24 protein-coding genes are annotated in these 25,582 nt (G+C 72.5%); 15 read left to right on the top strand and 9 right to left on the bottom strand.

The genetic code is table 11. The annotated features are described in order from the left end of the window. Nucleotide 1: 1 nt before the first annotated feature. The 3 genes from ACFPGP_RS09680 to ACFPGP_RS09670 all read left to right on the top strand — a co-directional run bounded on the left by ACFPGP_RS09680 (nt 2) and on the right by ACFPGP_RS09670 (nt 2,641). Complete coding sequence (locus tag ACFPGP_RS09680; protein ID WP_378589606.1) at nt 2-949, top strand: ABC transporter ATP-binding protein; 948 nt, start codon at nt 2-4, stop codon at nt 947-949. Nucleotides 950-1,034: 85 nt separating this feature from the next. After that, the gene (locus ACFPGP_RS09675; RefSeq protein WP_378589604.1) at nt 1,035-2,204 is read left to right on the top strand and encodes a serine/threonine-protein kinase; all 1,170 of its coding nucleotides are present in this window, start codon (nt 1,035-1,037) and stop codon (nt 2,202-2,204) included. Beyond that, nucleotides 2,201-2,641 (top strand): hypothetical protein, encoded by a 441-nt coding sequence (locus ACFPGP_RS09670; protein ID WP_378589603.1) that lies wholly within the window; start codon nt 2,201-2,203, stop codon nt 2,639-2,641. The genes ACFPGP_RS09675 and ACFPGP_RS09670 overlap by 4 nt, the downstream gene beginning before the upstream one ends. A 36-nt stretch (nt 2,642-2,677) precedes the next feature. Here the strand turns inward: ACFPGP_RS09670 and ACFPGP_RS09665 are convergent, their stop codons facing one another. From ACFPGP_RS09665 to ACFPGP_RS09655, 3 genes are read right to left on the bottom strand one after another with little or no spacing between them, the layout of a single operon-like run. After that, nucleotides 2,678-5,161, bottom strand: coding sequence for a GcvT family protein (locus ACFPGP_RS09665; RefSeq protein WP_378589602.1), 2,484 nt, complete (start codon nt 5,159-5,161; stop codon nt 2,678-2,680). Continuing rightward, nucleotides 5,151-6,062 (bottom strand): phosphotransferase, encoded by a 912-nt coding sequence (locus ACFPGP_RS09660; RefSeq protein WP_378589601.1) that lies wholly within the window; start codon nt 6,060-6,062, stop codon nt 5,151-5,153. Before ACFPGP_RS09660 ends, ACFPGP_RS09665 begins: the two co-directional genes overlap by 11 nt. A gap of 34 nt (nt 6,063-6,096) precedes the next feature. Next, nucleotides 6,097-7,677 carry an amino acid permease gene (locus ACFPGP_RS09655; protein ID WP_378589599.1) on the bottom strand — a complete coding sequence of 527 codons (1,581 nt, stop codon included), beginning with the start codon at nt 7,675-7,677 and terminating at the stop codon, nt 6,097-6,099. Nucleotides 7,678-7,826: 149 nt separating this feature from the next. Here ACFPGP_RS09655 and ACFPGP_RS09650 point away from each other — a divergent pair, with 149 nt between their 5' ends. The 8 genes from ACFPGP_RS09650 (at nt 7,827) to ACFPGP_RS09615 (ending at nt 14,985) form a co-directional block, all read left to right on the top strand. After that, on the top strand, nt 7,827-8,582 hold the full coding sequence (locus ACFPGP_RS09650; protein ID WP_378589598.1) for a FadR/GntR family transcriptional regulator: 756 nt from the start codon (nt 7,827-7,829) through the stop codon (nt 8,580-8,582). Between the two features lie 45 nt (nt 8,583-8,627). Further along, on the top strand, nt 8,628-9,995 hold the full coding sequence (locus ACFPGP_RS09645) for a glutamine synthetase family protein (RefSeq protein ID WP_378589596.1): 1,368 nt from the start codon (nt 8,628-8,630) through the stop codon (nt 9,993-9,995). A 7-nt stretch (nt 9,996-10,002) separates the two neighbouring features. Continuing rightward, nucleotides 10,003-11,373: an aldehyde dehydrogenase family protein gene (locus ACFPGP_RS09640; protein ID WP_378589595.1), complete on the top strand. Its 1,371-nt coding sequence runs from the start codon at nt 10,003-10,005 to the stop codon at nt 11,371-11,373. A 35-nt stretch (nt 11,374-11,408) separates the two neighbouring features. Next, nucleotides 11,409-12,188, top strand: coding sequence for a 3-oxoacyl-ACP reductase (locus ACFPGP_RS09635; protein WP_378589593.1), 780 nt, complete (start codon nt 11,409-11,411; stop codon nt 12,186-12,188). 7 nt (nt 12,189-12,195) lie between these two features. Beyond that, on the top strand, nt 12,196-12,948 hold the full coding sequence (locus tag ACFPGP_RS09630) for a gamma-glutamyl-gamma-aminobutyrate hydrolase family protein (protein ID WP_378589592.1): 753 nt from the start codon (nt 12,196-12,198) through the stop codon (nt 12,946-12,948). Further along, nucleotides 12,945-13,892: an alpha/beta hydrolase gene (locus ACFPGP_RS09625; RefSeq protein ID WP_378589590.1), complete on the top strand. Its 948-nt coding sequence runs from the start codon at nt 12,945-12,947 to the stop codon at nt 13,890-13,892. Before ACFPGP_RS09630 ends, ACFPGP_RS09625 begins: the two co-directional genes overlap by 4 nt. Nucleotides 13,893-13,971: 79 nt before the next feature. Next, a complete protein-coding gene (locus ACFPGP_RS09620; RefSeq protein ID WP_378589588.1) occupies nt 13,972-14,328 on the top strand; it encodes a DUF4267 domain-containing protein in 357 nt (118 codons plus the stop codon). 102 nt (nt 14,329-14,430) lie between these two features. Beyond that, on the top strand, nt 14,431-14,985 hold the full coding sequence (locus ACFPGP_RS09615) for an RDD family protein (RefSeq protein WP_378589586.1): 555 nt from the start codon (nt 14,431-14,433) through the stop codon (nt 14,983-14,985). 21 nt (nt 14,986-15,006) lie between these two features. On the opposite strand, the gene ACFPGP_RS09610 is transcribed toward ACFPGP_RS09615, so the two are convergent. From ACFPGP_RS09610 to ACFPGP_RS09590, 5 genes are read right to left on the bottom strand one after another with little or no spacing between them, the layout of a single operon-like run. Further along, on the bottom strand, nt 15,007-15,888 hold the full coding sequence (locus ACFPGP_RS09610) for an alpha/beta fold hydrolase (RefSeq protein ID WP_378589584.1): 882 nt from the start codon (nt 15,886-15,888) through the stop codon (nt 15,007-15,009). Between the two features lie 17 nt (nt 15,889-15,905). After that, complete coding sequence (locus ACFPGP_RS09605; protein ID WP_378589582.1) at nt 15,906-16,670, bottom strand: sulfite exporter TauE/SafE family protein; 765 nt, start codon at nt 16,668-16,670, stop codon at nt 15,906-15,908. A gap of 10 nt (nt 16,671-16,680) precedes the next feature. After that, entirely contained in the window at nt 16,681-17,829 is a 1,149-nt protein-coding gene (locus ACFPGP_RS09600) for an SPFH domain-containing protein (RefSeq protein ID WP_378589580.1), read from the bottom strand. Nucleotides 17,830-17,857: 28 nt separating this feature from the next. Beyond that, the gene (locus ACFPGP_RS09595) at nt 17,858-18,319 is read right to left on the bottom strand and encodes an NfeD family protein (protein ID WP_378589578.1); all 462 of its coding nucleotides are present in this window, start codon (nt 18,317-18,319) and stop codon (nt 17,858-17,860) included. A 27-nt stretch (nt 18,320-18,346) separates the two neighbouring features. After that, nucleotides 18,347-19,147, bottom strand: coding sequence for an ABC transporter ATP-binding protein (locus ACFPGP_RS09590; RefSeq protein ID WP_378589575.1), 801 nt, complete (start codon nt 19,145-19,147; stop codon nt 18,347-18,349). A 34-nt stretch (nt 19,148-19,181) separates the two neighbouring features. Here ACFPGP_RS09590 and ACFPGP_RS09585 point away from each other — a divergent pair, with 34 nt between their 5' ends. Together ACFPGP_RS09585 and serB are read left to right on the top strand one after the other, a co-directional pair. Next, entirely contained in the window at nt 19,182-19,892 is a 711-nt protein-coding gene (locus ACFPGP_RS09585; RefSeq protein ID WP_378589573.1) for a hypothetical protein, read from the top strand. 37 nt (nt 19,893-19,929) lie between these two features. Beyond that, complete coding sequence (gene serB / locus ACFPGP_RS09580; RefSeq protein WP_378589572.1) at nt 19,930-21,162, top strand: phosphoserine phosphatase SerB; 1,233 nt, start codon at nt 19,930-19,932, stop codon at nt 21,160-21,162. A gap of 97 nt (nt 21,163-21,259) precedes the next feature. Here serB and ACFPGP_RS09575 read toward each other — a convergent pair whose 3' ends face one another. Then, nucleotides 21,260-21,775: a SixA phosphatase family protein gene (locus ACFPGP_RS09575; protein WP_378589570.1), complete on the bottom strand. Its 516-nt coding sequence runs from the start codon at nt 21,773-21,775 to the stop codon at nt 21,260-21,262. Between the two features lie 33 nt (nt 21,776-21,808). On the opposite strand from ACFPGP_RS09575, the gene ACFPGP_RS09570 reads away from it, so the two are divergent. Both ACFPGP_RS09570 and cphA read left to right on the top strand, forming a co-directional pair. Next, nucleotides 21,809-22,783 (top strand): cyanophycinase, encoded by a 975-nt coding sequence (locus ACFPGP_RS09570; protein WP_378589569.1) that lies wholly within the window; start codon nt 21,809-21,811, stop codon nt 22,781-22,783. After that, on the top strand, nt 22,780-25,551 hold the full coding sequence (gene cphA, locus ACFPGP_RS09565; RefSeq protein WP_378589567.1) for a cyanophycin synthetase: 2,772 nt from the start codon (nt 22,780-22,782) through the stop codon (nt 25,549-25,551). Before ACFPGP_RS09570 ends, cphA begins: the two co-directional genes overlap by 4 nt. Nucleotides 25,552-25,582: the final 31 nt, after the last annotated feature.

Raw genomic sequence — 25,582 nt, 5'->3', positions numbered from 1 at the left:
GATGAGCCTGATCGAGGTCGAGCACCTGGCCCGCACGTTCGTGCTGCGACGCCGCGCGCGCGGGTTGGCCCGGGAGCGGAGCGAGGTGCGCGCCGTCGACGACGTGTCCTTCTCCGTGGAGGCGGGCGAGATGGTCGGCTACATCGGCCCCAACGGCGCCGGGAAGTCGACGACGATCAAGGTGCTCACGGGCATCCTGGTGCCGACGTCGGGCCGGGTCGAGGTGGCCGGGCTCGACCCGAGCCGGCGCCGCACCGAGCTGGCGCGGCGGATCGGCGTGGTCTTCGGGCAGCGGTCGACGCTCTGGTGGGACCTGCCGCTGCGCGACTCCTTCGAGCTGCTGCAGAAGATCTACCGCGTCCCGCCCGACCGCTACCGGCGCAACCTGGCCGAGTTCGTGGACCTGCTCGAGCTGGGCACCCTGCTCGAGACCCCGGTGCGCCAGCTGAGCCTCGGCCAGCGCATGCGCGGCGACATCGCGGCCGCGCTGCTGCACGATCCCGAGATCGTCTACCTCGACGAACCCACGATCGGGCTCGACGTCGTCAGCAAGGGCCGCCTGCGCGAGTTCCTCCGCACGCTCAACACCGAGCGTGGCACCACCCTGCTGCTGACCACCCACGACCTGCAGGACATCGAGGCGCTGTGCCGGCGGGTGATCGTGATCGACCACGGCACCAAGGTCTTCGACGGCGACCTCGACGACCTGCACCGCCAGGGCGGCTCGACCCGCACCCTCGTCGTCGACCTCGTCGACGAAGCACCCCCGATCGAGGTGCCCGGCGCGGTCACCCGGCGCGTCGACGGGCCCCGCCAGTGGCTCAGCTTCCCGGCAGACGCCAGTGCCGCACCCGTGGTCGCCGCGGTGGCCGCGTCGTACGACGTCGCCGACCTGTCGGTGCAGGAGCCCGACATCGAGGACGTCATCCGCCAGCTCTACTCGCGCTGACCAGACCGGTCCACGTCACAGGATTGGGACTGCCGCGCCGCGGGAACCACCACGGGTGGTGTCCCCGTCCCGAGAGGAGTCCTGCGTGCCCAGCAGTCGGCCGGACAGCCCGGAGGTCCCGGCGTCGACGAGCCCCCACGACCGCTACGACCTCGGCCCGCTGCTGGGCCGGGGCGGGATGGCCGACGTCCACCGTGGCCACGACCGCCTCCTGCAGCGCGACGTGGCCGTCAAGGTCCTGCGGGACGACCTCCCGCCCGGCTCGTCCGGACGCGAACGGTTCGTCAGCGAGGCCCGCCTCCTCGCCGGTCTGTCGCACGCCAACCTGGTGACGGTCCTGGACGCCGGGTTCTCCGGCGACCAGCCCTACCTGGTGATGGAGCTCGTCGAGGGTCGCAACCTGGCGCAGGTGCTCACCGAGGGGACGCTCGACCCTGCCGATGCCGCCGCGGTCGGGGCGCAGGTCGCCGAGGCCCTGGCCCACGCCCACGGGCAGGGAGTGGTGCACCGCGACGTCAAGCCCGCCAACGTGCTCGTCGACGACCACCGGCGCGTGCGCCTCGCCGACTTCGGCATCGCCCGCCTCGTCGACGACGTCGCCGGCCACACCCGGACCGGCACGGTGATCGGGACGGTGGCGTACCTCGCACCGGAGCAGGTCGCCGGGGAGCCGGTGACCGCAGCGGCGGACGTCTACTCCCTGGGACTGGTGGTCCTGGAGTCCCTCACCGGGGTGCGCGCGTTCCCCGGATCCACGGCCGAGTCCGGCCTGGCGCGCCTGCAGCGCCCGCCCGAGGTTCCCGGGTCGGTGCCGCACCGGCTGCGCGAGCTGCTGACGCGGATGACCAGCCGCGAGCCGGTCGGACGCCCGACGGCCCTCGAGGTCGCGCAGGAGCTGCGTCACCCCGACGTGGCGTCGGTCGGGCACGCCGACCGGGACGCCGACCGCGACGCCGACCCCGGCGCCGGCGCCACCCGGCTGCTGACGGGCGTCGTACCCACCGCGGCACCCCCGTCCCCGCGACCCGGACCCGCGTCCCACGTCGACCGGGCACGCGCCCGGGTGCTGGCGCTGCCCCACCACACACGCGTCGTCGTGGCCGCCGTCGCGGCACTGGCGGTCCTCATCCTGCTGGTCGCGGTCCTGGGCAGCGCGGACGGCGGCTCCGGCTCGCCCGCGGAACTGCCGAGCGACACCCCGCGCAACCTCCGCCAGCCCCTCCAGGACCTGCACGACGCCGTGGAGTCCCCGTGAGGGTCCGAGCAGGGTTGGCCGGCCTCCTGGCCGCCCTCCTGGTGAGCGCGTGCGGCGGAGCAGACTCGCCCGGCGAGGCGGCTCCGGAGCTGAGCCAGAGGCTCGACCAGGTCGACGCGGCCGTCGCCGGCGGTGACCCCGCCGCGGCCCGGGAGGCCACCGAGGCGCTCGTGCGGGCGACGAAGCAGGCCGAGGCCGCCGGCGACCTCACGACCGACCAGGCCGACCGCATCCTCGCGGCAGCGACGCAGGTCCTCGACGGGCTCGGCCGCGGGACGTCCTCCCCGTCCCCGGAGGACGGGACACCGGCCTCGCCCACGGAAGAGACGTCCGCCCCCGCGCCACCGGGCGACGGCGACGAGGGCTCCGAGGAGGGAGGCTCCCCCGGGCACAGCGGCGAGCACGGGCACGGCAAGGCCAAGGGCCACGACGACTGACAGCTGACCCGGGGGGAACCTCACGACCTCGACGGGTCAGCGCAGGGGCGCACGCAGCGAGACGCGCAGCGGGTACGTCGTGCCGGCGACGTCGACCTCGAAGCCGCTGCCGCGCCGGGCGGCCGAGGCGAGGCGGTCGGCGGTGAGGGGGCCGTCGACGCGCAGCCAGGCCAGCCCGACGCAGGCGCCGACGGTCTCGCCCCAGGCCGCGGAGGTGACCTGACCGGCGGGGTGGCCGTCCTGCAGCACCAGCTCCCCGCCCCAGAGCATCGGCTCGGGGTCGTCGACGACGACGGAGACCACGCGGCGGTGGGTGGCGCCCGCGCGCACCCGGTCGCGGAAGGCGGTCAGGGCCTCACGGCCGAGGAAGTCCGGGCCGCCCTCGAGACCGGTGGCGAAGACCAGGCCGGCCTCGACGGGGCTGACGTCGGGGTTGAGCTCGCGGGGGAAGGCGCGGAAGCCCTTCTCGAGCCGCAGCGACTCGATGGCGTGGTAGCCGGCGTCGGTGAGTCCGAGGTCGGCCCCCGCCTCGTGCAGGGCGTCGTAGACCGCACCGGCGCTGTCGGTCGGCACGACGAGCTCCCAGCCGAGCTCACCGACGTAGGTCATCCGCGAGGCGCGCACCCGGGCGCCGCCCAGCTCGACCTCGCGGCTGGTCGCGAACGGGAACCCGTCGTCGGAGAGGTCCGCGTCGGTCAGCCGCGCCAGCAGGTCGCGCGAGCACGGGCCCATCACACCGAGGACCGCGTGCTCCTCGGTCACGTCGCGGACGCCGAGTCGTGAGTCGGGCATCGCCTGCCGGCGGATCCAGTCCTGGTCGCGCACCGTGGTGGCGCTGCTGCTGACGAGCAGGAACTCCTGCTCCGCCACCCGGGTCACGGTCAGGTCGGACTCGTACGTGCCGCGCACGTTGAGCATCGGCGTGTAGACGACCGTGCCGACCGGCACGTCGACGTCGGCCGCGCACGCCCACTGCAGGACGCCGAGGGCGTCCTCGCCGTCGACGACGTACTTGCTGAACGACGTCTGGTCGAAGACGGCGACCGCCTCGCGGGTGGCCCGCTGCTCGGCCGCCGCCCAGGGCAGCCACGGCGGCTTGCCCCACGAGCAGGCCTCGCCGGCTCCGGGCTCGGCGCCCTCGGGCGCGAACACCGTGGGTCGCTCCCAGCCCATCTTGGTGCCGAACTCGGCACCCTTCGCCGCCAGCCGCTCGTGCAGCGCCGAGAGGCGCTGCCCGCGCCCGGTCGCCGGCTCGCGGGTCGGCCAGGGGATCGCGTAGTGCAGGCCGAGCACCTCGACCACGCGCTCACGCAGCCATCCGACGTCACCCTGGAACGGCGCGAAGCGGCGGATGTCGACGCCGACGAGGTCGACCTGCGGCTCACCCTCGACGATCCACTCCGCCAGCGCCCGGCCGGCGCCGCCGGCCGAGGCGATGCCGACGGAGTTGAACCCCGCGCCGACGAAGTAGCCGCGCAGGCCGGGCGCCTCGCCGAGCACGAACTGGTTGTCGGGCGTGAAGGACTCCGGGCCGTCGTAGAGCTTGCGGATGCCCGTCTCGGCGAGGGCGGGCACCCGGCGCACCGCCTGGTCCATGATCGGGGCGAAGTGGTCCCAGTCCTCCTCGAGCAGCTGGAACTCGAAGGGGTACGGCAGGTCGTCGGGACTGCGCCACGGCTTCGCGTCGGGCTCGAAGCAGCCCACGACGAGACCGCCGACCTCCTCCTTGAAGTAGGTCCAGCCGTCGGGGTCCCGCAAGATCGGCAGGTCGGGGTGCACGCCGTCGACCGCCTCGGTGACGACGTAGAAGTGCTCGGCCGAGTGGAGCGGCACGGTGACGCCGACCTGGTCGGCCAGCCCCTTGGCCCACTGACCGGCACAGTTGACGACGACCTCGGCCTCGACGGTGTGCTCGGACCCGCCGCGCTCGGTCCGGACGCCGGTCACCCGCCGTCCCCCGGGCCCGTCGGACACGTCGACACCGAGCACGCGCACCCGCTCGGCCACGCGCACCCCGAGCTGGCGGGCACCCTTGGCCAGCGACATGGTGAGGTCCGTCGGGTTGACCCGGCCGTCCCCCGGCAACCAGATCCCGCCGAGCAGGTCGTCGGTGGCGATCACCGGCCACCGCTCCCCCGCCTCGTCGGGCGTGAGCAGCGCGCACTCGAGGTCGTACGCCGCCGCGTTGGCCGCGGTGCGGCGCAGCAGCGACATCCGCTCCTCGGTGCGGGCCACGATCACCCCGCCGACCTGGCGGTAGCCGGTGGCCAGCCCGGTCTCCTGCTCGAGGCGGGCGTAGAGCTCCGCGGAGTACTGCACGAGCCGCGTGCCCGACTCCGACGCGCGCAGCGGCCCCACCAGGCCCGCCGCGTGCCACGTGGTGCCGCAGGACAGCGTGCCCTGCTCGAGCAGGAGCACGTCGGTCCAGCCGGCGTGCGCGAGGTGGTAGGCGACGGAGGTGCCGATGACGCCGCCGCCGATCACGACGACGCGGGCCCGCTCGGGCAGGTCAGTCGTCACGGACGACCTCCTCGAGCAGGTGGTCGAAGATGGGCGACGTGAAGGTGCGGGCCGCCTTGTCGAAGCGCTCCTGGCCCCACGCGTGGAAGTCGAAGTCGAGGCCGCTGGCCCCGGCCTGGATCGCACCCCACAGCGACCACCCGTACTCGGAGACCAGTGACTGCAGCCTGACCCGCGCCAGCAGGTGCCGCACGGGCCTCCCGACGTACGCGACGGTCAGCGCCTCGACCTGCTCAGGCTCGAGGTCGCACTCGGTGGCGGTGTTGCCGAGCTCGAAACAGGGGTCGTTGTTGCCGGAGTACTCGTAGTCGATCAGCCAGATCCGTTCGCCGTCGTCGACGAAGTTGCCGGCCAGCAGGTCGTTGTTGCAGGGCACGGTCGGCCCGGCCTGCACGGCCAGCGCGGCCCGCACCCGGCGCCACGCGTCGGCGTGGTCGTCGTACCCCGTGAAGAGGCGGTAGCCCTGCTCCTCCACCGTGCGGCGGTAGGCCGCCTGGCGCCGGAACATGTCGAAGTCGCCGCGGAACCGCGGCCCGGCGTGCAGCCGGCGGCACGCATCGGCCGCGCGCGCCACCACGGCGGCGTCACGGAACGAGGCGTTCTCCAGCGTCTGCCCCAGGAGGTAGCCGATCACCAGCACCCCGAGGTCGGGCCGGTAGTCGACGACCGGCGCTCCCACGCCGGCCTCCGCGGCCGCCAGGCTGTTGTGGTGCTCGGCGTCGCGGTCGATGCCGAGCTGCTCCGCGTCGCCGCGGAAGATCCGCACGACCAGGTCGTGGTCAGGCGTGGTGACCCTGACGTTGCGGTTGGTCAGCCCGCCGTCGAGGTCGGTCACCTCACGCCGGACGCCCTGCAGGACCGGGATCCGGTCCAGCAGGGCGTCCAGCTCTCCATCCGGCACGTCCGTGTCCGTCAGGCTCCTGCCTTCCTCGGGGTCAGTCGCCGAACGCCTCGACGACCGCGTCGTCGATCGTCTTGACCGGGCCCTTGAACCACTTCTTCGCCGAGGCCTCCCACCAGATCCAGAGGATGATCAGGACGCCCACGGTCATGATGGGTGCGTAGTTGACGCTCGCCCAGGTGAACTCGTCCGTCCACGGGGCACCGTACGGCGAGGTCGGCAGCATCAGCATGAAGCCGACGAAGAGGATCTCGACGACCGCGACCGGGTTCATCCACTTGTACTTGTTGCCGTTGTTCCAGCTGCCCACCTCGAAGGCGTCACCGTGCCGCCACCGGAGGTAGATCGGGATGGCGAACGAGAAGTACAGACCGATGACCGAGACCGACACCACCGCGTAGAAGGCGGTGGGGATGCCGTTCACGGACTTCAGCGCCGGCAGCGTGATGAGGCCGCCGATGACCGCCGCGCAGAGGACGGCGTTGACCGGGGTCTTGGTCGAGCTGACCTTGGACCAGTGCCGCCACCCCGGCACGGCGTGGTCGCGGCTGAACGCGAACATCATGCGCGAGGTCGACGTCAGGCAGGCCGTGGCGCAGAACAGCTGGGCAGAGGCGGAGATGAAGAGCAGGGTGCCTGCCCAGCTCGACCCGAGGGAGGCGTCGAAGACGTAGGCGACACCACCGGCCGGGATGGACGCGTAGTCGGGCTGGCCGTCGACCTGGGGGATCGCGAAGGTGACCGCGAGCAGCAGGACGTAGCCGCCGACGGCCGAGTAGAAGATCGACCGCCAGACACCCTGGGCTGCCGACTTCGCCGCGCCCTGCGTCTCCTCCGAGAGGTGGACCGAGGCGTCGAACCCCGTGATCGTGTACTGGGTCAGGATGAAGCCGAAGGGGATGATCACGAAGAAGAACGCCAGCGAGCTCGTCGAGCCGCCGTCCCACCCGGACCCGTTGTAGGTGTCGGTGAAGACCTGGGACACGCTCAGGTGGTCCTCGGGGACGAAGATCAGGACCAGGATGAGCAGCGTCGCGCCGGCCACGTGCCACCACACCGAGATGTTGTTGAACATCGCCAGCAGGTGGCTGGAGAAGATGTTCACGAGCGTGATGAAGGCCAGGATCACGACGAAGAACACGAAGATCCGGTTGAGCGAGAACGTGTCGTAGAGGCCCCACTCGAGGAACGTCAGCTCGAAGAACGTGGCGCAGCCGTACGCGACCGACGCGGTGACCGCGATCAGGCCGATCAGGTTCAGCCAGCCGGTGAAGAAGCCGGCGCGGGGACCCCCGAGCTTGGAGGCCCAGTAGTAGATGCCGCCCGAGGTCGGCATCGAGGAGACCAGCTCGGACATCGTGAAGCCGATGATCAGGATGAAGATCGAGATGATCGGCCAGGACCACGAGATCGAGATCGGTCCGCCGTTGGCGATACCTGCGCCGTACGTCGTGAGACATCCGGCGAGGATCGAGATGATCGAGAAGGAGATGGCGAAGTTCGAGAATCCGGACCAGGACCGGTTCAGCTCCTGCTTGTACCCGAGCTTGGCGAGGTGCTTCTCGTCCTCGGTGAGATGCGGGTGCTCGTGGATCGGTTCGTGTGCTTCAGGCATGCGACACCTTCTCGGGGGACGGAGGCAGCGAACGGTCGGAGGCTAGACCCGGGTTCGTGTCCTTGTGAAGTGGCTCACCGAAAGTCCCCCCAAAAAAGGTGTGAACTCGGACCATTGACACTTCTGCCCGGTGACTTGAGGATGCGAGGGTGCCGCCCTCCCCTGCCCTCCCCGTCGTCGAGGCGGGCCACGACCTCCCGGCCGCGATCCTGCGTCCGGTGCGCGGGCACCACGCGTTCGAGGCGTGCGTGGAGCAGCTGGGCACGGCGATCCGCCTCGGGGTCTACCCCCGGGGTGGCTTCCTCCCGCCCGAGCGCGACCTCGCCCGGATGCTGGGAGTGTCGCGCACGACGCTGCGCGAGGCCATGGCGGCGCTCCGGGAAGCCGGACTGGTCGAGACCAGGCGCGGGCGCGGTGGCGGCACCGTGGTCACGCTCAAGCCGCGCACGCCGTCGGCGCGCAAGGCCGCCCGGGTCACCGACGCGCGACGCGCCGCCTGGCTCGACGCCCTCACCTTCCGGCGCGTGGTCGAGCCCGGGGGCGCCCAGCTCGCGGCGCAGGCCGACCTCAGCGCCGACCAGCGCCACCTCCTCGAGGACGCGCTGGCTGACGTCGCCGCGGCTTCGAGGGCCGCGGACCACCGTCAGGCCGACTCCCGCTTCCACCTGACCGTGGCGGCGCTCAGCGGGTCACCGCGGGTGGTGGAGGCGGTGACCTCGGTGCAGTCGACCCTGCACGAGATGCTGCTCGCGATCCCCGTCTACGAGGCCAACATCGCCCACTCCGACCGCCAGCACGCGGCCCTGGTGCGCGCCATCCTGCGCGGCACGCCCGAGCGCGCGCGCACGGTGATGGAGGAGCACTGCGACGACACCGCCGCCCTGCTGCGCGGGCTGGTGGGCTGAACCCGACCGACGTACCGACGACAGACCGACCACCCGAGGAGAGACGTGGGCACCCGCAACGACCGGCACCTCACCATGGACGAGCTCGTCGCGCGCATCCGCCGCGGCGACGTCGACACCGTGGTGGTCGCCTTCACCGACATGCAGGGGCGGCTCCAGGGCAAGCGCCTGCACGGCCGCTTCTTCGTCGACCACGTGGTCGGGCACGGCACCGAGGGGTGCAACTACCTGCTCGCCGTGGACGTCGACATGAACACCGTCGACGGCTACGCCATCTCCTCGTGGGAGAAGGGCTACGGCGACATGGAGTTCGTGCTCGACGAGGACACCATCCGCCTGCTCACCCACCACCCGGCCACCGCGATGGTGCAGTGCGACCTCGTGTGGCCCGACCACTCCCCCGTCGTGCAGTCGCCGCGCACGATCCTCAAGGAGCAGCTCGAGCGCGTGCACGGCCACGGATGGACGGCGCTGGCCGGCACCGAGCTGGAGTTCATCGCCTTCGACACCTCCTACGAGGAGGCCTACCGGCTCGGCTACCGCGACCTGACGCCGGTCAACCAGTACAACGTCGACTACTCCATCCTCGGCACGAGCCGCACCGAGCCGCTGCTGCGCGACATCCGCAACCACATGTACGCCGCGGGTCTCGACGTCGAGGGCGCCAAGGGTGAGTGCAACTTCGGCCAGCACGAGATCGGCTTCCTCTACAACGATGCCCTGACCACGGCCGACAACCACGCGGTCTACAAGAACGGCGCGAAGGAGATCGCGGCCCAGCGCGGCCAGTCGATCACGTTCTTGGCGAAGTACAACCAGCGCGAGGGCAGCTCCTGCCACATCCACCTCTCCCTGCGCGGCCAGGACGGCTCGCTCGTGTTCTGGGACGCCGACAAGGGCGAGCGGACGCCGCTCTACGACCAGTTCGTGGCCGGCGTGCTCGCGACGGCGGCGGACTTCACGCTCCTGTACGCGCCCAACATCAACAGCTACAAGCGGTTCGCGGACGGGTCGTTCGCGCCCACGACGATCGCGTGGGGCCTCGACAACCGCACCTGCGCACTGCGCCTGGTGGGCCGCGGCGCGGGCGCCCGGATGGAGAACCGGATCCCCGGCGCCGACGTGAACCCCTACCTCGCGCTGGCCGCGATGCTGGCCGGCGGCCTGCACGGGATCGAGCACGAGCTGCCGCTCGAGGACGAGCTCGTCGGCAACGCCTACCACTCGGGCAAGCCGCAGGTGCCCACGACGATGAGCGCCGCGCGCGAGAGGTTCGCCACCTCGGAGGTGACCCGTGCGGCCCTCGGCGACGAGGTCGTGGACCACTACGTCAACATGGCCGACGTGGAGCTCGCGGCCTACCGGGCGGCCGTCACCGACTGGGAGCTCCAGCGAGGCTTCGAGAGGCTCTGAGGAAGGCATGACCGACGTGTCCACCGACGTGTTCACCGTGATCAACCCCGCGACGGCGCAGCCCGTCGTGGACGTCCCCGAGGCCGACCTGGCCGGCACCGACACCGCCATCGAGCGCGCCCACGAGGCCTTCACCTCGTGGCGCTCGATCGCGCCGGGCGAGCGGGCGGCCCTGCTGCGGCGCTTCGCCGCGGTGGTCGACGCGCACGTCGAGGAGCTGGCCGAGCTCGAGGTGCGCAACGCCGGCCACACCTGGGGCAACGCGCGCTGGGAGGCCGGCAACGTCCGCGACTGCCTCAACTACTACTCCGGAGCACCCGAGCGGCTCTTCGGCCGGCAGATCCCGGTCGCCGGGGGTACCGACGTGACCTTCCACGAGCCGCTCGGCGTGGTGGGCGTGATCGTGCCGTGGAACTTCCCGATGCCGATCGCCGGCTGGGGCTTCGCCCCGGCCCTCGCCGCCGGCAACACCGTGGTGCTCAAGCCGGCCGAGCTGACCCCGCTCACCGCGATCCGGATCGGCGAGCTGGCGCTCGAGGCCGGCCTGCCCGAGCACGTGCTCACCGTGCTGCCGGGCAAGGGCTCGGTGGTCGGCGAGCGGTTCGTGACCCACCCGCTCGTGCGCAAGGTCTGCTTCACCGGCTCGACCGAGGTCGGCAAGCGGATCATGGCCGGCTGCGCCGAGCAGGTGAAACGGGTGACGCTCGAGCTCGGCGGCAAGAGCGCCAACATCGTCTTCGCCGACGCCGACCTCGCGGCCGCGGCCGCCAGCGCGCCGTACGCCGTCTTCGACAACGCGGGCCAGGACTGCTGCGCCCGCTCGCGCATCCTCGTCGAGCGCTCGGCGTACGACGAGTTCCTGTCCCTGCTCGAGCCCGCGGTGCGGGGAATGCGGGTGCTCGACCCCTCCGACGAGTCCAGCGAGATGGGTCCCCTGATCTCGGCGGGCCAGCGCGACCGCGTGCAGGGCTACCTCGCCGGCGCCGACATCGCCTTCACCGGCACCACGCCCGGCGGGGACGGGTTCTGGGTGCCGCCGACGGTGGTCACCACGGACGACCCGTCGCACACGCTGTGGCGCGAGGAGGTGTTCGGGCCGGTCGTCGCCGTGATGCCGTTCGACGACGAGGCCGACGCCGTCGCCCGCGCCAACGACACCGAGTACGGGCTCTCGGGCTCGATCTTCACCAGCGACCTCGGCCGCGGGCTGCGTGTCGCGCGCGGCGTCGAGGCCGGCAACCTCAGCGTCAACTCCCACTCCTCGGTGCGCTACTGGACACCGTTCGGCGGCTACAAGCAGTCCGGGCTCGGCCGCGAGCTCGGGCCGGACGCGCCGATGGCCTTCACCGAGGAGAAGAACGTCTTCATCGCCCACTAGCAGGACCCCCACCCCGAAGGGAAACGAGAACGAACATGGCAGGACGTCTCCAGGGCAAGGTCGCCGTCGTCACGGGGGGCTGCTCCGGCATCGGGCTGGCCACCGTGCGCCGCTTCGTCGAGGAGGGCGCGAAGGTCCTCATCGGCGACATCGACGACGAGCGCGGGCACGCCCTCGTCGGCCAGCTCGGCGGCGAGGAGCTGCTCAGCTACCGGCACGTGAACGTGACCAGCAAGGAGGAGGTCGACGCGCTCTTCAAGGCGGCGAAGGACACCTACGGCTCGGTCGACATCGCCTTCAACAACGCCGGCATCTCCCCGCCCGACGACGACTCGATCCTCGACACCGAGCTCGAGGCGTGGCGCAAGGTGCAGGAGGTCAACCTGACCTCGGTGTACCTGTGCTGCAAGGCCGCGCTCCCCTACATGCTGGAGCAGCGGTCGGGCTCGATCATCAACACCGCGTCGTTCGTCGCGGTGATGGGCGCGGCGACCTCGCAGATCTCCTACTCGGCCTCCAAGGGCGGCGTGCTGTCGATGTCGCGCGAGCTCGGCGTGCAGTTCGCGCGCGACGGCGTGCGGGTCAACGCGCTGTGCCCGGGGCCGGTGAACACCCCGCTGCTGCAGGAGCTGTTCGCCAAGGACCCCGAGCGCGCCGCGCGCCGGCTGGTGCACGTGCCGATGGGGCGCTTCGCCGAGCCCGAGGAGATGGCCAACGCCGTGCTGTTCCTGGCCTCCGACGAGTCCAGCTTCATCACCGCGAACACCTTCCTCGTCGACGGCGGCATCTCGGGCGCGTACGTCACCCCGCTGTGAGGCAGCGGTGACGACTCCTGTCATCGGGCTGACCACCTACCGTGAGGTGGCCGCGTGGGGCGTGTGGGAGCAGCACGCAGACGTGCTGCCGAGCCAGTACGCCGCCGCGGTCGAGGCCGCGGGCGGGGTGCCCGTGCTGCTGCCGCCCGTGAGCCAGCTCGGCTCCGCCGACGCCGTCGTCCGGCGCCTCGACGGGCTGGTGGTCAGCGGCGGGGCCGACATCGACCCGGCGCGCTACGGCGCCGAGCCGCACCCGCACACCGCCAACTGGCGACCCGACCGCGACGACTGGGAGGCGGCGCTGCTCGACGCCGCCGAGGCGGTCGCGCTGCCGGTGCTCGGGGTGTGCCGGGGCATGCAGCTGATGGCGGTGCACGCGGGCGGCCACCTCCACCAGCACCACCCGGAGCTGGTGAACCACGACGACCACAGCCCCGGAGGCGACGCCTTCGGCAAGATCCCGGTCGCCACGGTCGCCGGCACCCGGGTGTCCGCACTGATCGGGCAGGGGCTCGAGGTCAACTGCCACCACCACCAGTCGGTGGTGCAGCACCCCGGCTTCGTGGCCGCGGCCCACGCCGAGGACGGCACGCTCGAGGCGATGGAGGCGCCGGGCGACCGGTTCTGCGTCGCCGTGCAGTGGCACCCCGAGACCGCCGCCGACGTCGGCCTCCTCGCCGGGCTGCTGCGCGCCGCCGCTGCCTATGCAGCGGACAGGGACACCGCCGGACCCGCCGGCGCTGGCACGATGGAGCCGTGAGGTACGACGAGGACGTCCTGGGCGCGCCGTACACCGCGGAGACGATCCGCTTCCCGCCCGACGACGAGGGTCCCGTCGTGGCGACGCTGGTGCGCAAGACGGCCGACGAGCCGACCGGGCGTGCCGTGCTGCACGTGCACGGCTTCGCCGACTACTTCTTCCAGACCGAGTACGCCGCGTGGTGGACCGCGCGGGGCTACGACTTCTACGCGCTCGACCTGCGCAAGTACGGCCGGTCGATCCTCCCGCACCAGACGCCCAACTACGTCAGCGACCTGCGCGAGTACCACGCCGACCTCGACTCGGCCTGGTGGCGGATCGCCGAGCGCGACGGCCACGACCACGTGGTCGCGAGTGCCCACTCGACCGGTGGGCTGACCTTCCCGCTGTGGGCCGACGAGCGCCGCCCGCCGGAGCTTGCCGGCATGGTGCTCAACGCGCCGTGGCTCGACCTGCCCGGCTCACGGCTGGTGCGCGGCCCCGGCACCGCGATCCTGCAGGCCGTCGGTCAGCGCAACCCGCGCCGGGTCATCCCGCGCACCGTCTCCGGCTACTACACACGCAGCCTGCACCACGAGCACGAGGGCGAGTGGGACTTCCAGCTCGACTGGAAGCCGGTGCAGTCCTTCACGGTGTACGCCGGGTGGCTGCGCGCCATCCGCCTCGGCCACGCGCGGCTCCAGGGCGGCCTCGACCTGACCTGTCCGGTGCTGGTGCTGTCGTCGGCGCGCAGCGCGGCCCCGGCCGAGATGAACGACGACGTGCACCGCCACGACCTCGTGCTCGACGTCTCGCAGATCCGCCAGTGGGCCCCCGCCCTGGGCCGGCACGTCACCTACGTCGCCGTCGAGGGCGCCCGCCACGACGTCGTGCTCTCCCTGCCGGAGGTGCGCGCCGAGGTCTACGACGAGCTCGGCCGCTGGGCCACGGCGTACCTCGGCTGAGGTGCCGACGGGCACGCGGTGACGTCCCGTCGAGTGGTCGGCGACCCACGGGCCGCGTCGGACCACTAGGGTCCGGGCCATGAACCCCGCCCTGGGCCTCGCGGCCGCCCGCGTCGTGATCGGAGGGGTGGCGCTCGCGGCCCCCGAGCAGGGGGCACGGCTGTTCCGGCTCGACCCCGTGACCAACCCGCAGCTCACCTACGTGACCCGGCTCTTCGGCGCCCGCGAGATCATGCTCGGCGCCGCGGCCCTGGTGGCCCGGGGACGCGCGCGGCAGGCGCTGGTGATGGCCGGGGTCGCGGTCGACGTCGCCGACTCCGCCGCCGGGTGGCTGGCCGGGGAGGACGGCACGGTCGACCGCACCACGTCGTACCTGCTCACCGCCCCGGCCGTCGCCGCGGCACTGGCCGGACTGGCTGGAGTACGTCGGGCCTGACCGTCGGTCCAGACCACCGTCGGGAAGGCTCGCTGCCTCCCACGGCGGCACCTCGCCACGCCCTACCGTGGAAAGGCTCCCGTCCGTCCTTCTGGAGGAACCATGTCCGAGGTACCGCCGCCCCAGCCCCAGCCCTCCCAGCCGCCCGCCTCACCCGCCGGCGAACGCCCTGCCGAGCTGCTCGACCGCTTCCTGGCCCGCCTGATCGACTTCGTCATCCTCGCCGTGGTCAACGGGATCATCGTCAGCGCGATCGTCGTGGGCGCCATCATGGGCGACAGCGGCGGGATGCTGTGGAACACCGGGACCAGCTTCGCGGTGGGCGCGGTCACCTCGATCCTGACCGCCGCGATCTACCTCGGCTACTTCGCCTTCATGGAGTCGAGCCGTGGCCAGACGGTCGGCAAGATGGTGCTCAAGCTCCACACCTACGGGCCCACCGGCCAGAAGCCGACACTCGAGCAGGCGGTGCGCCGCAACGTCTGGGTCGCCTTCGGCGTCCTCGGCATCATCCCGATCATCGGCGGCATCGTCGGCAGCATCGCCGAGCTGGTCGCGGTGATCATGATCGCGGTCGGCATCAGCAACGACACCGTCAACCGTCAGGCCTGGCACGACAACTTCGCCGGCGGCACCTACGTGCGCAAGCTGGGCTGACGCCCCTGGTCCCCTGGCTGCTCAGTCGCTCGTGAGCGTGGTGAGCACCTCCTCGCGGTGCTCGACCACGCCCAGGTGACCCTCGCCCTCGCGCAGCACCAGCGTCGCGTCGGGCAGGTGCTGCGCGAGCCACGGCCCGACGACGGCCGGGCAGAAGGGGTCGTCGTCGCCGTACCAGAGGTGGACGGGTCGGCGTACGTCGTCGAGCTCGACGTCCCACGGCCCGACCCAGGCCACGTTGTCCCAGCCGGCTCCCTCGCAGCCCTGCACGAGGGACGCCCGGAGCCCCGCCGCGATCGCCGAGGCGACCTGCGGGTCGTCGAGCAGGCGGCCGTCGCGGCTGCTGCACATCTGGCGGAAGCCGGCGACGATGGTCGCGTCGTCGGCGGACGCCAGCTCGCGGAAGGGCTCGAAGCCGACGGCGAACTGCTGCGCCGCCTCCTCGGCGTCCGGGAGCAGCGCGACCGCGGCGGTGTCGTTGTCGTCGAGGGCGGCCATCAGCTCCGGGACCCGGTCGAACGGCCCGGCACCGGAGGTGACCCCGACCCGGGTCACCCGCTCCCCCAGCACCGCGCCGCACGCCAGCGAGAACGGCCCGCCGCCCGACTGGCCGGTCGTCGCGAAGCGGTCGATCCCGAGCACGTCGGCGATCCGACCGGTGTCGACGGCCACCGATGCCAGCGAGAACGGCGCGAACGCCGAGCCGCCGTACCCCGGACGGTCGAAGGAGACCAGGCGCACGCCGAGCGCGGCGGCGGTGTCGTCGGCGAAGGCGGTCTCCAGCCGCGACGACGGCGTGCCGTGGAAGTAGACGAGCGGGCGGCCGTCGGGAGCGCCGGACTGGCGCACCGCCCAGGACAGTCCGTCGATCTCGATCGCGCGGTCGTCCACCCAGGGGCTCATGGCCGGGACGCTAGACCTCAGCCGGCGAGCAGGGCAACGATGGCGGTGACGCCCACGACCACGATCACGGCCCGCAGGGCCAGGGGCGGCAGACGGCGCCCGACGCCCGCGCCGAGCTGGCCGCCGATGACGGAGCCGACCGCGATCAGGCCGGCGACGGCCCAGTCGACGTCGGCCACGGCGATGAACACCAGCGCCGCCACGCCGTTGACGATCATCGCCAGGACGTTCTTGGTCGCGTTGTGACGCTGAAGGTCGTCCGCGATCCCGATGCCGAGCACGGCCATCAGCAGCACGCCCTGCGCGGCGCCGAAGTAGCCGCCGTACACACCGGTCAGCAGGACCGCCGGCCACACCCACCAGTGCCCGTGCTCCGGGAGCCCGCCCCGGGCCTCGGCGCGGGCGGTCACCCGGCGTGAGATCGCCGGGCCGGTGACCACCAGCAACAGCCCGAGCGCGATGAGCGCGGGCACGATCGCGTCGAAGGCGGCCGGGGGCAGCCACAGCAGCAGGACGGCGCCGAGGATGCCGCCGAGGAGCGAGGCGGAGCCGAGCCGCATCAGCCGGCCGTGCTGCCCGGTGAGCTCGCGGCGGTAGCCGATCGCGCCCGACAGCGAGCCCGGCACCAGGCCCACGGTGTTGGAGACGTTCGCGGTCACCGGGGGCACCCCGAAGGCCACCAACGTGGGGAACGTGATCAGCGTCCCCGACCCGACGACGGTGTTGATGGTCCCGGCCGCAACCCCGGCGAGCAGGATCGCGACGACCTCGAACGGCGTCACGCGGCGCCCGTCACTGGGCCGGCGGCTCCTGCGGCGGCCCGTCGGCGCCACCCGCGGAGGCGTCGCCCAGGGCCTCGTCGAGCCGCTCTTCGCGAGACGCGCGACCGGGGTTCGCGGCGCTCTCGGCCGCGGCGATGGCCTCCTGCACGCTGGCATGGGTGTCGGAGAGCTCGCGGTCGGCGGGCAGCGCCGGCTCGGTCGGACCCATGTCGACACGGGTGCGCGGGCCGTCGACCTGCTTCGGAATACCGGCGACCTCGTGGATCGACGAGCCGAGCCCCTCGAGGGCCTTGGTGATCTCGGACGGGATCACCCACACCTTGTTCGCGTCGCCCTCGGCGATCTTCGGCATCATCTGCAGGTACTGGTAGGCCAGCAGCGACTGGTCGGGCCGGCCGTCGTGGATCGCCTGGAACACGGTCTGGATCGCCTGCCCCTCGCCCTGGGCCCGCAGGATCTGCGACTCGCGGTCGGCCTGGGCGCGCAGGATCTGCGACTCGCGGTCGCCCTCGGCGTTGAGGATCGAGGCCTGCTTGGACCCCTCCGCGGTGAGGATCGCCGCCTGCCGCTGGCCCTCGGCGGTGAGGATCACGGCGCGCTTCTCGCGGTCGGCCCGCATCTGCTTCTCCATCGAGTCCTTGATCGAGGGCGGCGGGTCGATGCCCTTGAGCTCCACGCGGTTGACCCGAATGCCCCACTTGCCCGTCGCCTCGTCGAGCACGCCGCGCAGGCCGGAGTTGATCTGGTCGCGGCTGGTCAGGGTCTCCTCGAGGTCCATGCCGCCGACGATGTTGCGCAGCGTGGTCATCGTCAGCTGCTCGATCGCCTGGATGTAGTTGGCGATCTCGTAGGTCGCCGCGATCGGGTCGGTGACCTGGAAGTAGATGACCGTGTCGATCGAGACCACGAGGTTGTCCTCGGTGATCACCGGCTGTGGCGGGAAGCTCACGACCTGCTCGCGCAGGTCGATGAGGTAGCGCACCCTGTCGACGAAGGGCACCACGACGTTGAGCCCGGCGGGCAGGGTCTCCTTGTACTTGCCGAAGCGCTCGACGATGCCGGCGCGCGCCTGCGGGATGATCCGCACGGTCTTGGCGAGCAGCACGACGACGAACAGGAAGATCAGGGCGAACAACACCAGGAGCACGGCGCCAGTCATGCGGGTTCCTCTCGTGGACGGGTGGGGGTCAGGACTCGAGCCGGGGGATCGGGTGGACGTACGCCGTCGCCCCGCGGATCTCGAACACCTCGACCGTCTCCCCCGGCGCGATGGTGATGTTCTCGTCGTACGGCTGGGCGGTCCAGATCTCGCCCGCCAGCCTGATGCGGCCGGGCGCGAGCGCGGTGACCGTCTCGGTGACCACGCCCTGCTGCCCGACCAGCTTGCCGTGGCCGAGCTGGAGGTCCGGGCCGGTGTGCAGCCGGGCGACGAGGCCCGGGCGCACCAGGGCCAGCATGCCGACCGCGGTGATGATCGCGACGAGGAACGACAGGACGAACGCCCCGCCCGCGAGCGAGGTGACGAGCCCGGCCAGGGCACCCACCGCGAGCATGCCCAGGATCAGGTCGAGGCTGAACATCTCGGCCACGCCGAGCAGCACCGCGGCGCCGAGCCACAGCGACCACCCGTTGTCGTTCAGCCAGTCCATGCACCGATCCTAGGGCGAGGTGCCTGATCAGCCCGCGGTCCGGCGGGTACGGCGGCGCGCCGCGAACCGTCCGTCCTCGCGGGTGAGCACCAGCGGCATGCCGAAGGTCGCCGCGAGGTTGGCCTCGGTGACCACCTCGTCGACCGGTCCGGAGGCGACCACGCGGCCCTGGCGGAGCAGCAGCGCGTGGGTGAACCCGGGCGGGATCTCCTCCACGTGGTGCGAGACCAGCACCGTGGCCGGGGACGTCGGGTCCTGGGCGAGCACGGTCAGGGTCGAGACGAGGTCTTCGCGCCCGCCGAGGTCGAGGCCCGCCGCCGGCTCGTCGAGCAGCAGCAGCTCGGGGTCGGCCATCAGCGCGCGGGCGATCTGGACCCGCTTGCGCTCGCCCTCGCTGAGGGTGCCGAACGTGCGGTCGAGCAGGTGCAGGGCGCCGACCTCCTGCAGGAGCTGCTCGGCGCGGGCGTGGTCGAGGTCGTCGTAGTGCTCGCGCCAGCGCCCCACCACGCCGTACGACGCGGAGACGACGACGTCGCGGACCGCCTCGTCGCGCGGGATCCGCTCGGCCAGCGCGGCGCTGGTCAGCCCGATCCGCGGGCGCAGCTCGAAGACGTCGACCATGCCGATGATCTCGTCGAGCACCGCCACCACGCCCTCGGTGGGGTGCATCTGGGCCGAGGCCACCTGCAGCAGCGTGGTCTTGCCGGCGCCGTTGGGGCCGAGGACCACCCAGCGCTGGTCGTCGCGGACCACCCAGGTGACGTCGTCGAGCAGGGTCGCGGTCCCCCGGCGCACCGTGACGTCGGCGAGCTCGAGGACGGCGGGCATGGCCGCCACACTAGCGAGCGTAGGGTCGGTCGCCGTGAACCGTCCCCTGCCCGACTCGGCGCGTCTCGCGTGGTGGGGCACCGCCTGGCTGCGCGGCGCTGTGGACGCCGACCGCCTGCTCGACGCGGTGCGCGGCGAGGACGCCGTGCACACGGTCGGCGGCGACCCGTTCCTGGTGGGTCTGGGGCCGTTGCGCACCGCCGGCGCCACCGCTCTGGGGCTGGCCCTGCCGGCGGAGGGCGATCCGGTCGGGCTCGGCGGCCCGCCCGCCTTCAACCATGCCGCGCTCGAGGCCGGGGAGGCCGTCGTCGCGGTGGGCGCCGGTCGGGGGCTGGTGCCGGCGCGCGTCGGTGGGTCCGTGGACTGGACGGTGCACGCCGCCGAGCGCCGGCAGCTCCCCGACGTCGGCGAGGCCGACCGTGGCCTGCGCCGCGCGCTGCTCGAGACGGCGAACGCGCTCGCCGACCTCGACGTCGCCCGCTGGCGCCCGGAAGTCGCCGACGAGCTCGCCGACCTGCGACAGCCGTCCGCGGTGACCGCGCCGCCCGGCGTACCGTCCCTGTGCCTGTCGCTCGCGGGGCGCGCCCTGCACGCGCTCACGGTCGTCGACCTGGCGCTCGTCGACGACGGCGGCGCGCTGACCGTGCTCGAGGCCGAGCAGCGGCGTACGGCGCTCCGCCCGCTGGCCCACGCGGGCCGGCGCGCGCTGGTGGCCGCGTGCTCGCCCGAGATGTGGCCGGACTGACGGGACGCCGGGTGGGCCGCACTACCCTCGGAGCACCATGACCGATCCCGTCGCGGCACCGGGCCCCAAGCCGGAGACCCTCCTCATCACGCTCACCGGCAAGGACCGGCCCGGCGTGACGTCCACGATCTTCTCCACGCTGGCGCAGGCCGGTGTCGAGGTGCTCGACGTCGAGCAGATCGTGCTGCGACGCCGCCTCGTGCTGGGCGTCCTGGTCACGCTCCCGCGCGAGTGGAGGCGGGTGCGCGAGGAGGTCGAGCGCGCCGCTGCCGCGCTGGACATGCACGTCGAGGTCGACCGGGGCACGGGCGACAACCGCGCCCGGCGCGAGGGGCGCTCCCACGTCACCGTGATCGGCTCACCGCTGAAGGCGACCGCGATGGCGGCCGTCGCCGGCCGGATCGCCGACAGCGGCGCCAACATCGACCGGATCGAACGGATGGCGCGCTACCCGGTCACCGCGATCGACCTGCACGTCTCCGGCTCCGACCCCGACGCGCTGCGGGCGATGCTCGCCGGCGAGGCCGCCCGCCAGGGCATCGACGTCGCCGTCCAGCCCGCCACGCTGCTGCGCCGCAGCCTGCGGCTGATCGTGATGGACGTCGACTCCACCCTGATCCAGGGCGAGGTGATCGAGATGCTCGCCGCCCACGCCGGCTGCGAGGCGGAGGTCGCCGAGGTCACCGAGCGCGCGATGAACGGCGAGCTCGACTTCGAGCAGTCGCTGCGCGAGCGGGTCGCGCTGCTGGCGGGCACGCCGGCGTCGGCCCTCGACGAGGTGTACGACGCGATCGAGCTCGCCCCGGGCGCGCGGACGCTGGTGCGGACCCTGCGCCGGCTCGGCTACCGGTTCGCCATCGTCTCGGGAGGCTTCAGCCAGATCACCGACCGGCTCGCCGACGACCTCGGCATCCACTACTCCCGCGCCAACGAGCTCGAGGTGGTCGACGGCGTGATCACCGGCAAGATCATCGGCGAGGTCGTCGACCGCGCCGGCAAGGCGGCCGCGCTCCGTGAGTTCGCCGCGGAGATCGAGGTGCCCACGGCATCCGTCGTGGCGATCGGCGACGGCGCGAACGACCTCGACATGCTCGGCGCCGCCGGCCTCGGCATCGCCTACAACGCCAAGCCGGTGGTGCGCGACGCCGCCGACACCGCCGTCAACGTGCCGTACCTCGACGCGATCATGTACCTGCTCGGCATCTCGCGCGAGGAGATCGTCGCGGCCGACGCCGAGGCGGGCATCAAGACCCCGGCTCCCCCCGTGTGAACTCCGTCGGCCGTGTGCGGATTGGTCACCAACCGCACGCCGTCACCGCTTTCAATTGCGGTTTGGTCACCAACCGCGACCACCCGGGCCCGCCAGCTCAGCCGCGCGCGACGTGGAAGGCGACCAACCGGGCCGAGGTCAGGCTGAGGTCGGCCCAGGCGCCGTCGTACTCGAAGAGCGCCAGGCCGGAGGTCGGGTAGCCGCTCGCCATGTCCTCCTCGGCGGCGGGGTCGCCCTCGCCGTCGTCGAGCAGCTGCGCGAGCGTCGACATGGTCGGGTTGTGGCCCACGACCACGACGGTCGTCGCGTCGGCCGGGGTGGTGCGGAGGAGGTCGACGGCGGTGTCCACGCCGGCGGCGTAGAGACCCGGGTCGACGTAGCCCTCGACGGTCCAGTCCGCAGCGGCGGCGAGGTCCTCCCACGTCTCCTGGGTACGGCGGGCCGCCGAGACCCACGCGTGGTCGGCCACGAGTCCTCGCTCCGCGCACCAGCGGCCGGCCGCGGCGGCGTCACGGTGGCCCTGCGCCGCGAGCGCGCGCTCGACGTCAGAGGGACCCTCCTGCTCGGCCTTCGCGTGCCGGACGACGAGGAGGCGCCGGGGCTGCGACTGCACGCGACCACCCTTCCATGCCCTAGCCTCCCTGTCATGCCCGCGGGACCTCTCATGATCATCGGCGGCGCCGAGGACAAGCTGCGCAAGCGCACGATCCTCACGGAGTTCGTGGAGGCGAGCGGCGGACCCGACGCCCGGATCGCGGTGATCGCCACCGCGTCCTCCCTCGGACCCGAGGTCGTCGAGGTGTACGACGCGCTGTTCCGCAAGCTGGGGGCCGCCGAGGTGGTCTCGGTGCGGCCCCAGAGCCGCGAGGACGCCCACGACCCCGAGCTCGTCGCCGAGCTGGAGAAGGCGACGGGCGTGTTCATGACCGGCGGCAACCAGCTCAAGCTCTCGGCGGTCGTGTGCGGCACCCCGTTCGGTGACGCGATCGTGGCCGCGCACCAGCGCGGCGTGGTGGTGGCCGGCACCTCGGCCGGCGCCAGCATCCAGTCCTCCCACATGGTGGCCTTCGGCGGCCCCGGCTCGACGCCCAAGCAGCGGATGACCCAGGTGGCCGCCGGTCTCGGCCTGCTCCGGTCCTCGGTCATCGACCAGCACTTCGACCAGCGCAACCGCTACGGTCGGTTGCTCATGATCGTGAGCCAGTCGCCGTCCCTGCTCGGCATCGGGGTCGACGAGGACACCGCGGCCGTCGTGGAGGAGCGCGACGGCCACGAGGTCATGCGCGTCGTCGGACGCGGCGCGGTCACCGTGCTCGACCCCTCGCGGATCGTCACCAACGCCTACGAGGCCAAGCGGTCGTCCCCGCTGCTCTCCAGCGGCGTGGTGCTGCACGTGCTCCCGGCGGGGTCGCGCTTCGACCTCACCGACCGCGTCCTGCTGACCGAGCCCGCCCGGCACGACCCCGAGGAGGCCGCCGAGCTGGCCGAGGTCACCCGTGACCTGCAGCGCATGGCCCGCGACATCGCCGCCGACGACGTCGGACCGGCCGAGCTGCGCCGGCGCCAGGCGCGCCGCCACCACCGCACCGAACCCCCGCACCAGGACGGAGCCACCGCATGACCGAACGCCCCCAGCCCGACCTCAGCATCCTCGAGACCCGGGTCTACCGCGGCGCGAACGTCTGGTCCTACGACAGGTCGATCCACCTGGTGGTCGACCTCGGCTCCCTGGAGAAGTTCCCCACCAACACGCTGCCCGGCTTCAGCGACAACCTGGTCACGATGCTGCCGGGGCTGCGCGAGCACTCCTGCTCCCGCGGGCGTCGCGGCGGCTTCGTCGAGCGGCTCCACGAGGGCACCTGGCTGGGCCACGTGACCGAGCACTGCGCACTCGCGCTGCAGCAGGAGGTCGGCCACGACATCCGGCGCGGCAAGACCCGCCAGGTCAAGGGCCGCGAGGGCGTCTACAACGTGGTCTACGGGTACGCCGACGAGCAGGTCGGGCTCGCCGCCGGACGGCTCGCCGTACGCCTGGTCAACCACCTGGTGCAGGCCGATCCCGAGTTCGACTGGGACGCCGAGCTCGAGGCCTTCATCAAGCGCGCGCAGCGCACGGCGTTCGGCCCCTCGACGCAGGCGATCCTCGACGAGGCCGTCTCGCGTGACATCCCGTGGATCCGGCTCAACCAGTACTCGCTGGTCCAGCTCGGCCAGGGCGTCCACGCCAAGCGGATCCGCGCGACGATGACCTCGGAGACGTCCTCCATCGCGGTCGACATCGCCTCCGACAAGGACCTCACCACCACCCTGCTCGGCGCGGCCGGGCTGCCGGTGCCCAAGCAGGAGTCGGTGCGCACCGCCGACCAGGCCGTGAAGGTGGCCGAGCGGATCGGCTTCCCGGTGGTGGTCAAGCCCCTCGACGGCAACCACGGCCGCGGCGTCTGCCTCGACCTCCAGGACGCCGACGAGGTGCGCGAGGCGTTCGCCATCGCGGAGGAGCAGTCGCGTCGCGGCTGGGTGATCGTCGAGTCGTTCGTCACCGGCAAGGACTACCGGTGCCTGATCATCGACGGCCGGATGGCCGCCATCGCCGAGCGGGTGCCGGCGTCCGTGACCGGCGACGGGAGCTCCACGGTGCGCGAGCTCGTCGACCTCACCAACGCCGACCCCCGCCGCGGCGTCGGGCACGAGAAGGTGCTGACCCGGATCAAGGTCGACGCGGCGGCCGAGGAGGTGCTGGCCGGGCAGGGCCACAGCCTCGACTCCGTGCCCGCCGAGGGCGAGATGGTGAAGCTGGCGCTGACCGGCAACATGTCGACCGGCGGCATCTCGATCGACCGCACCTTCGAGGCGCACCCCGAGAACGTCGAGATCGCCGAGGAGGCGGCCCGGATGATCGGGCTCGACATCGCCGGCATCGACTTCATCTGCCCCGACATCACCGAGCCGGTGCGCGAGACCGGCGGCGCGATCTGCGAGGTCAACGCCGCCCCGGGCTTCCGGATGCACACCCACCCGACCATCGGCGAGCCCCAGTTCATCGCCAAGCCGGTCGTCGACATGCTGTTCCCGCCGGGCGCCCCCTCGCGCATCCCGATCGTCGCGGTGACCGGCACCAACGGCAAGACCACGACGTCGCGGATGATCTCCCACATCTTCAAGGGCATGGGCCGCAAGGTCGGCATGACCTCCACCGACGGCGTCGTGATCGACGAGCGCCTGCTGATCCGTGCCGACGCCTCCGGCCCGCGCTCGGCGCGGATGGTGCTGCAGAACCCCCGCGTCGACTTCGCGGTCTTCGAGGTCGCCCGCGGCGGCATCCTGCGCGAGGGCCTGGGCTACGAGCGCAACGACGTCGCCGTGGTGCTCAACGTGCAGCCCGACCACCTCGGCCTGCGCGGCATCGACACCGTCGAGCAGCTCGCCGACGTCAAGGCGGTGCTGGTCGAGGCGGTCCCGCGCGACGGCCACGCCGTGCTCAACGCCGACGACCCGCTGGTGCGCGAGATGCGTCGGCGCTGCTCGGGCCAGGTCGTGTGGTTCTCGATGGAGGAGCCGGGCAGCGAGGTCCGCGAGATGATCGAGGCCCACTGCCGCCGCGGCGGCAAGGCGCTGGTGCTCAACCCCTCCGACCGCGGCGAGATGATCGTGGTCAAGCACGGGCGGCGCGAGATGCAGCTCGCCTGGACCCACCTGCTGCCGGCGACGTTCGGCGGCCGGGCCCGGATGAACGTCCAGAACACGCTGGCGGCCGCCGCCGCCGCGTTCGCTGCCGGAGCGCCGCTGCACGACATCCGGCAGGGCCTGCGGTCGTTCTCGACCAACTACTACCTCTCCCCCGGGCGCCTCAACGAGGTCGAGGTGAACGGCGTGAACGTGATCGTCGACTACTGCCACAACGCGCCGGGCATGCGGATGCTCGGCGACTTCGTGGACCGCGTCGGCGAGTCGCTCTCGTCGTCGCACGACCTGGCCCGCCCGTCGCGGATCGGGATCATCGCCACCGCCGGGGACCGGCGCGACGAGGACATGCGCGAGCTCGGCTCCGTGGCCGCCCAGCACTTCGACGTGCTCGTGATCCGCGAGGACGAGTCGCTGCGCGGCCGCCAGCGCGGCGACATCGCGGAGCTCGTGAGCGAGGGCGTGCACAAGGCCATGGCCGACGGTGCCCGCTGCAAGCAGGTCGAGATCGTGCTGGAGGAGATCGACGCCGTGCGCCACGCGATGAGCCGCGCCAACAAGGGCGACCTCGTCGTGGTCTGCGTCGACCAGCACGCCGCGGTGATGACCGAGCTGGAGAACTGGTCGCACCAGGCGTACGCCGGCGCCGGCGCCAGCGTCGACGCGCCGGCCGCCGATCCCGACTACGTCGCGCCCGGGGAGAGCTGACCGCGCCACGCCTGCGACCGCTCCGCCGCGG

Origin of the sequence: Nocardioides taihuensis (assembly GCF_042657275.1) — a bacterium.
GTDB classification, from domain to species: Bacteria; Actinomycetota; Actinomycetes; order Propionibacteriales; family Nocardioidaceae; genus Nocardioides; species Nocardioides taihuensis.
Note: the sequence above shows the minus strand (reverse complement) of the source record. Positions and strands in the feature narration are given on the sequence as shown.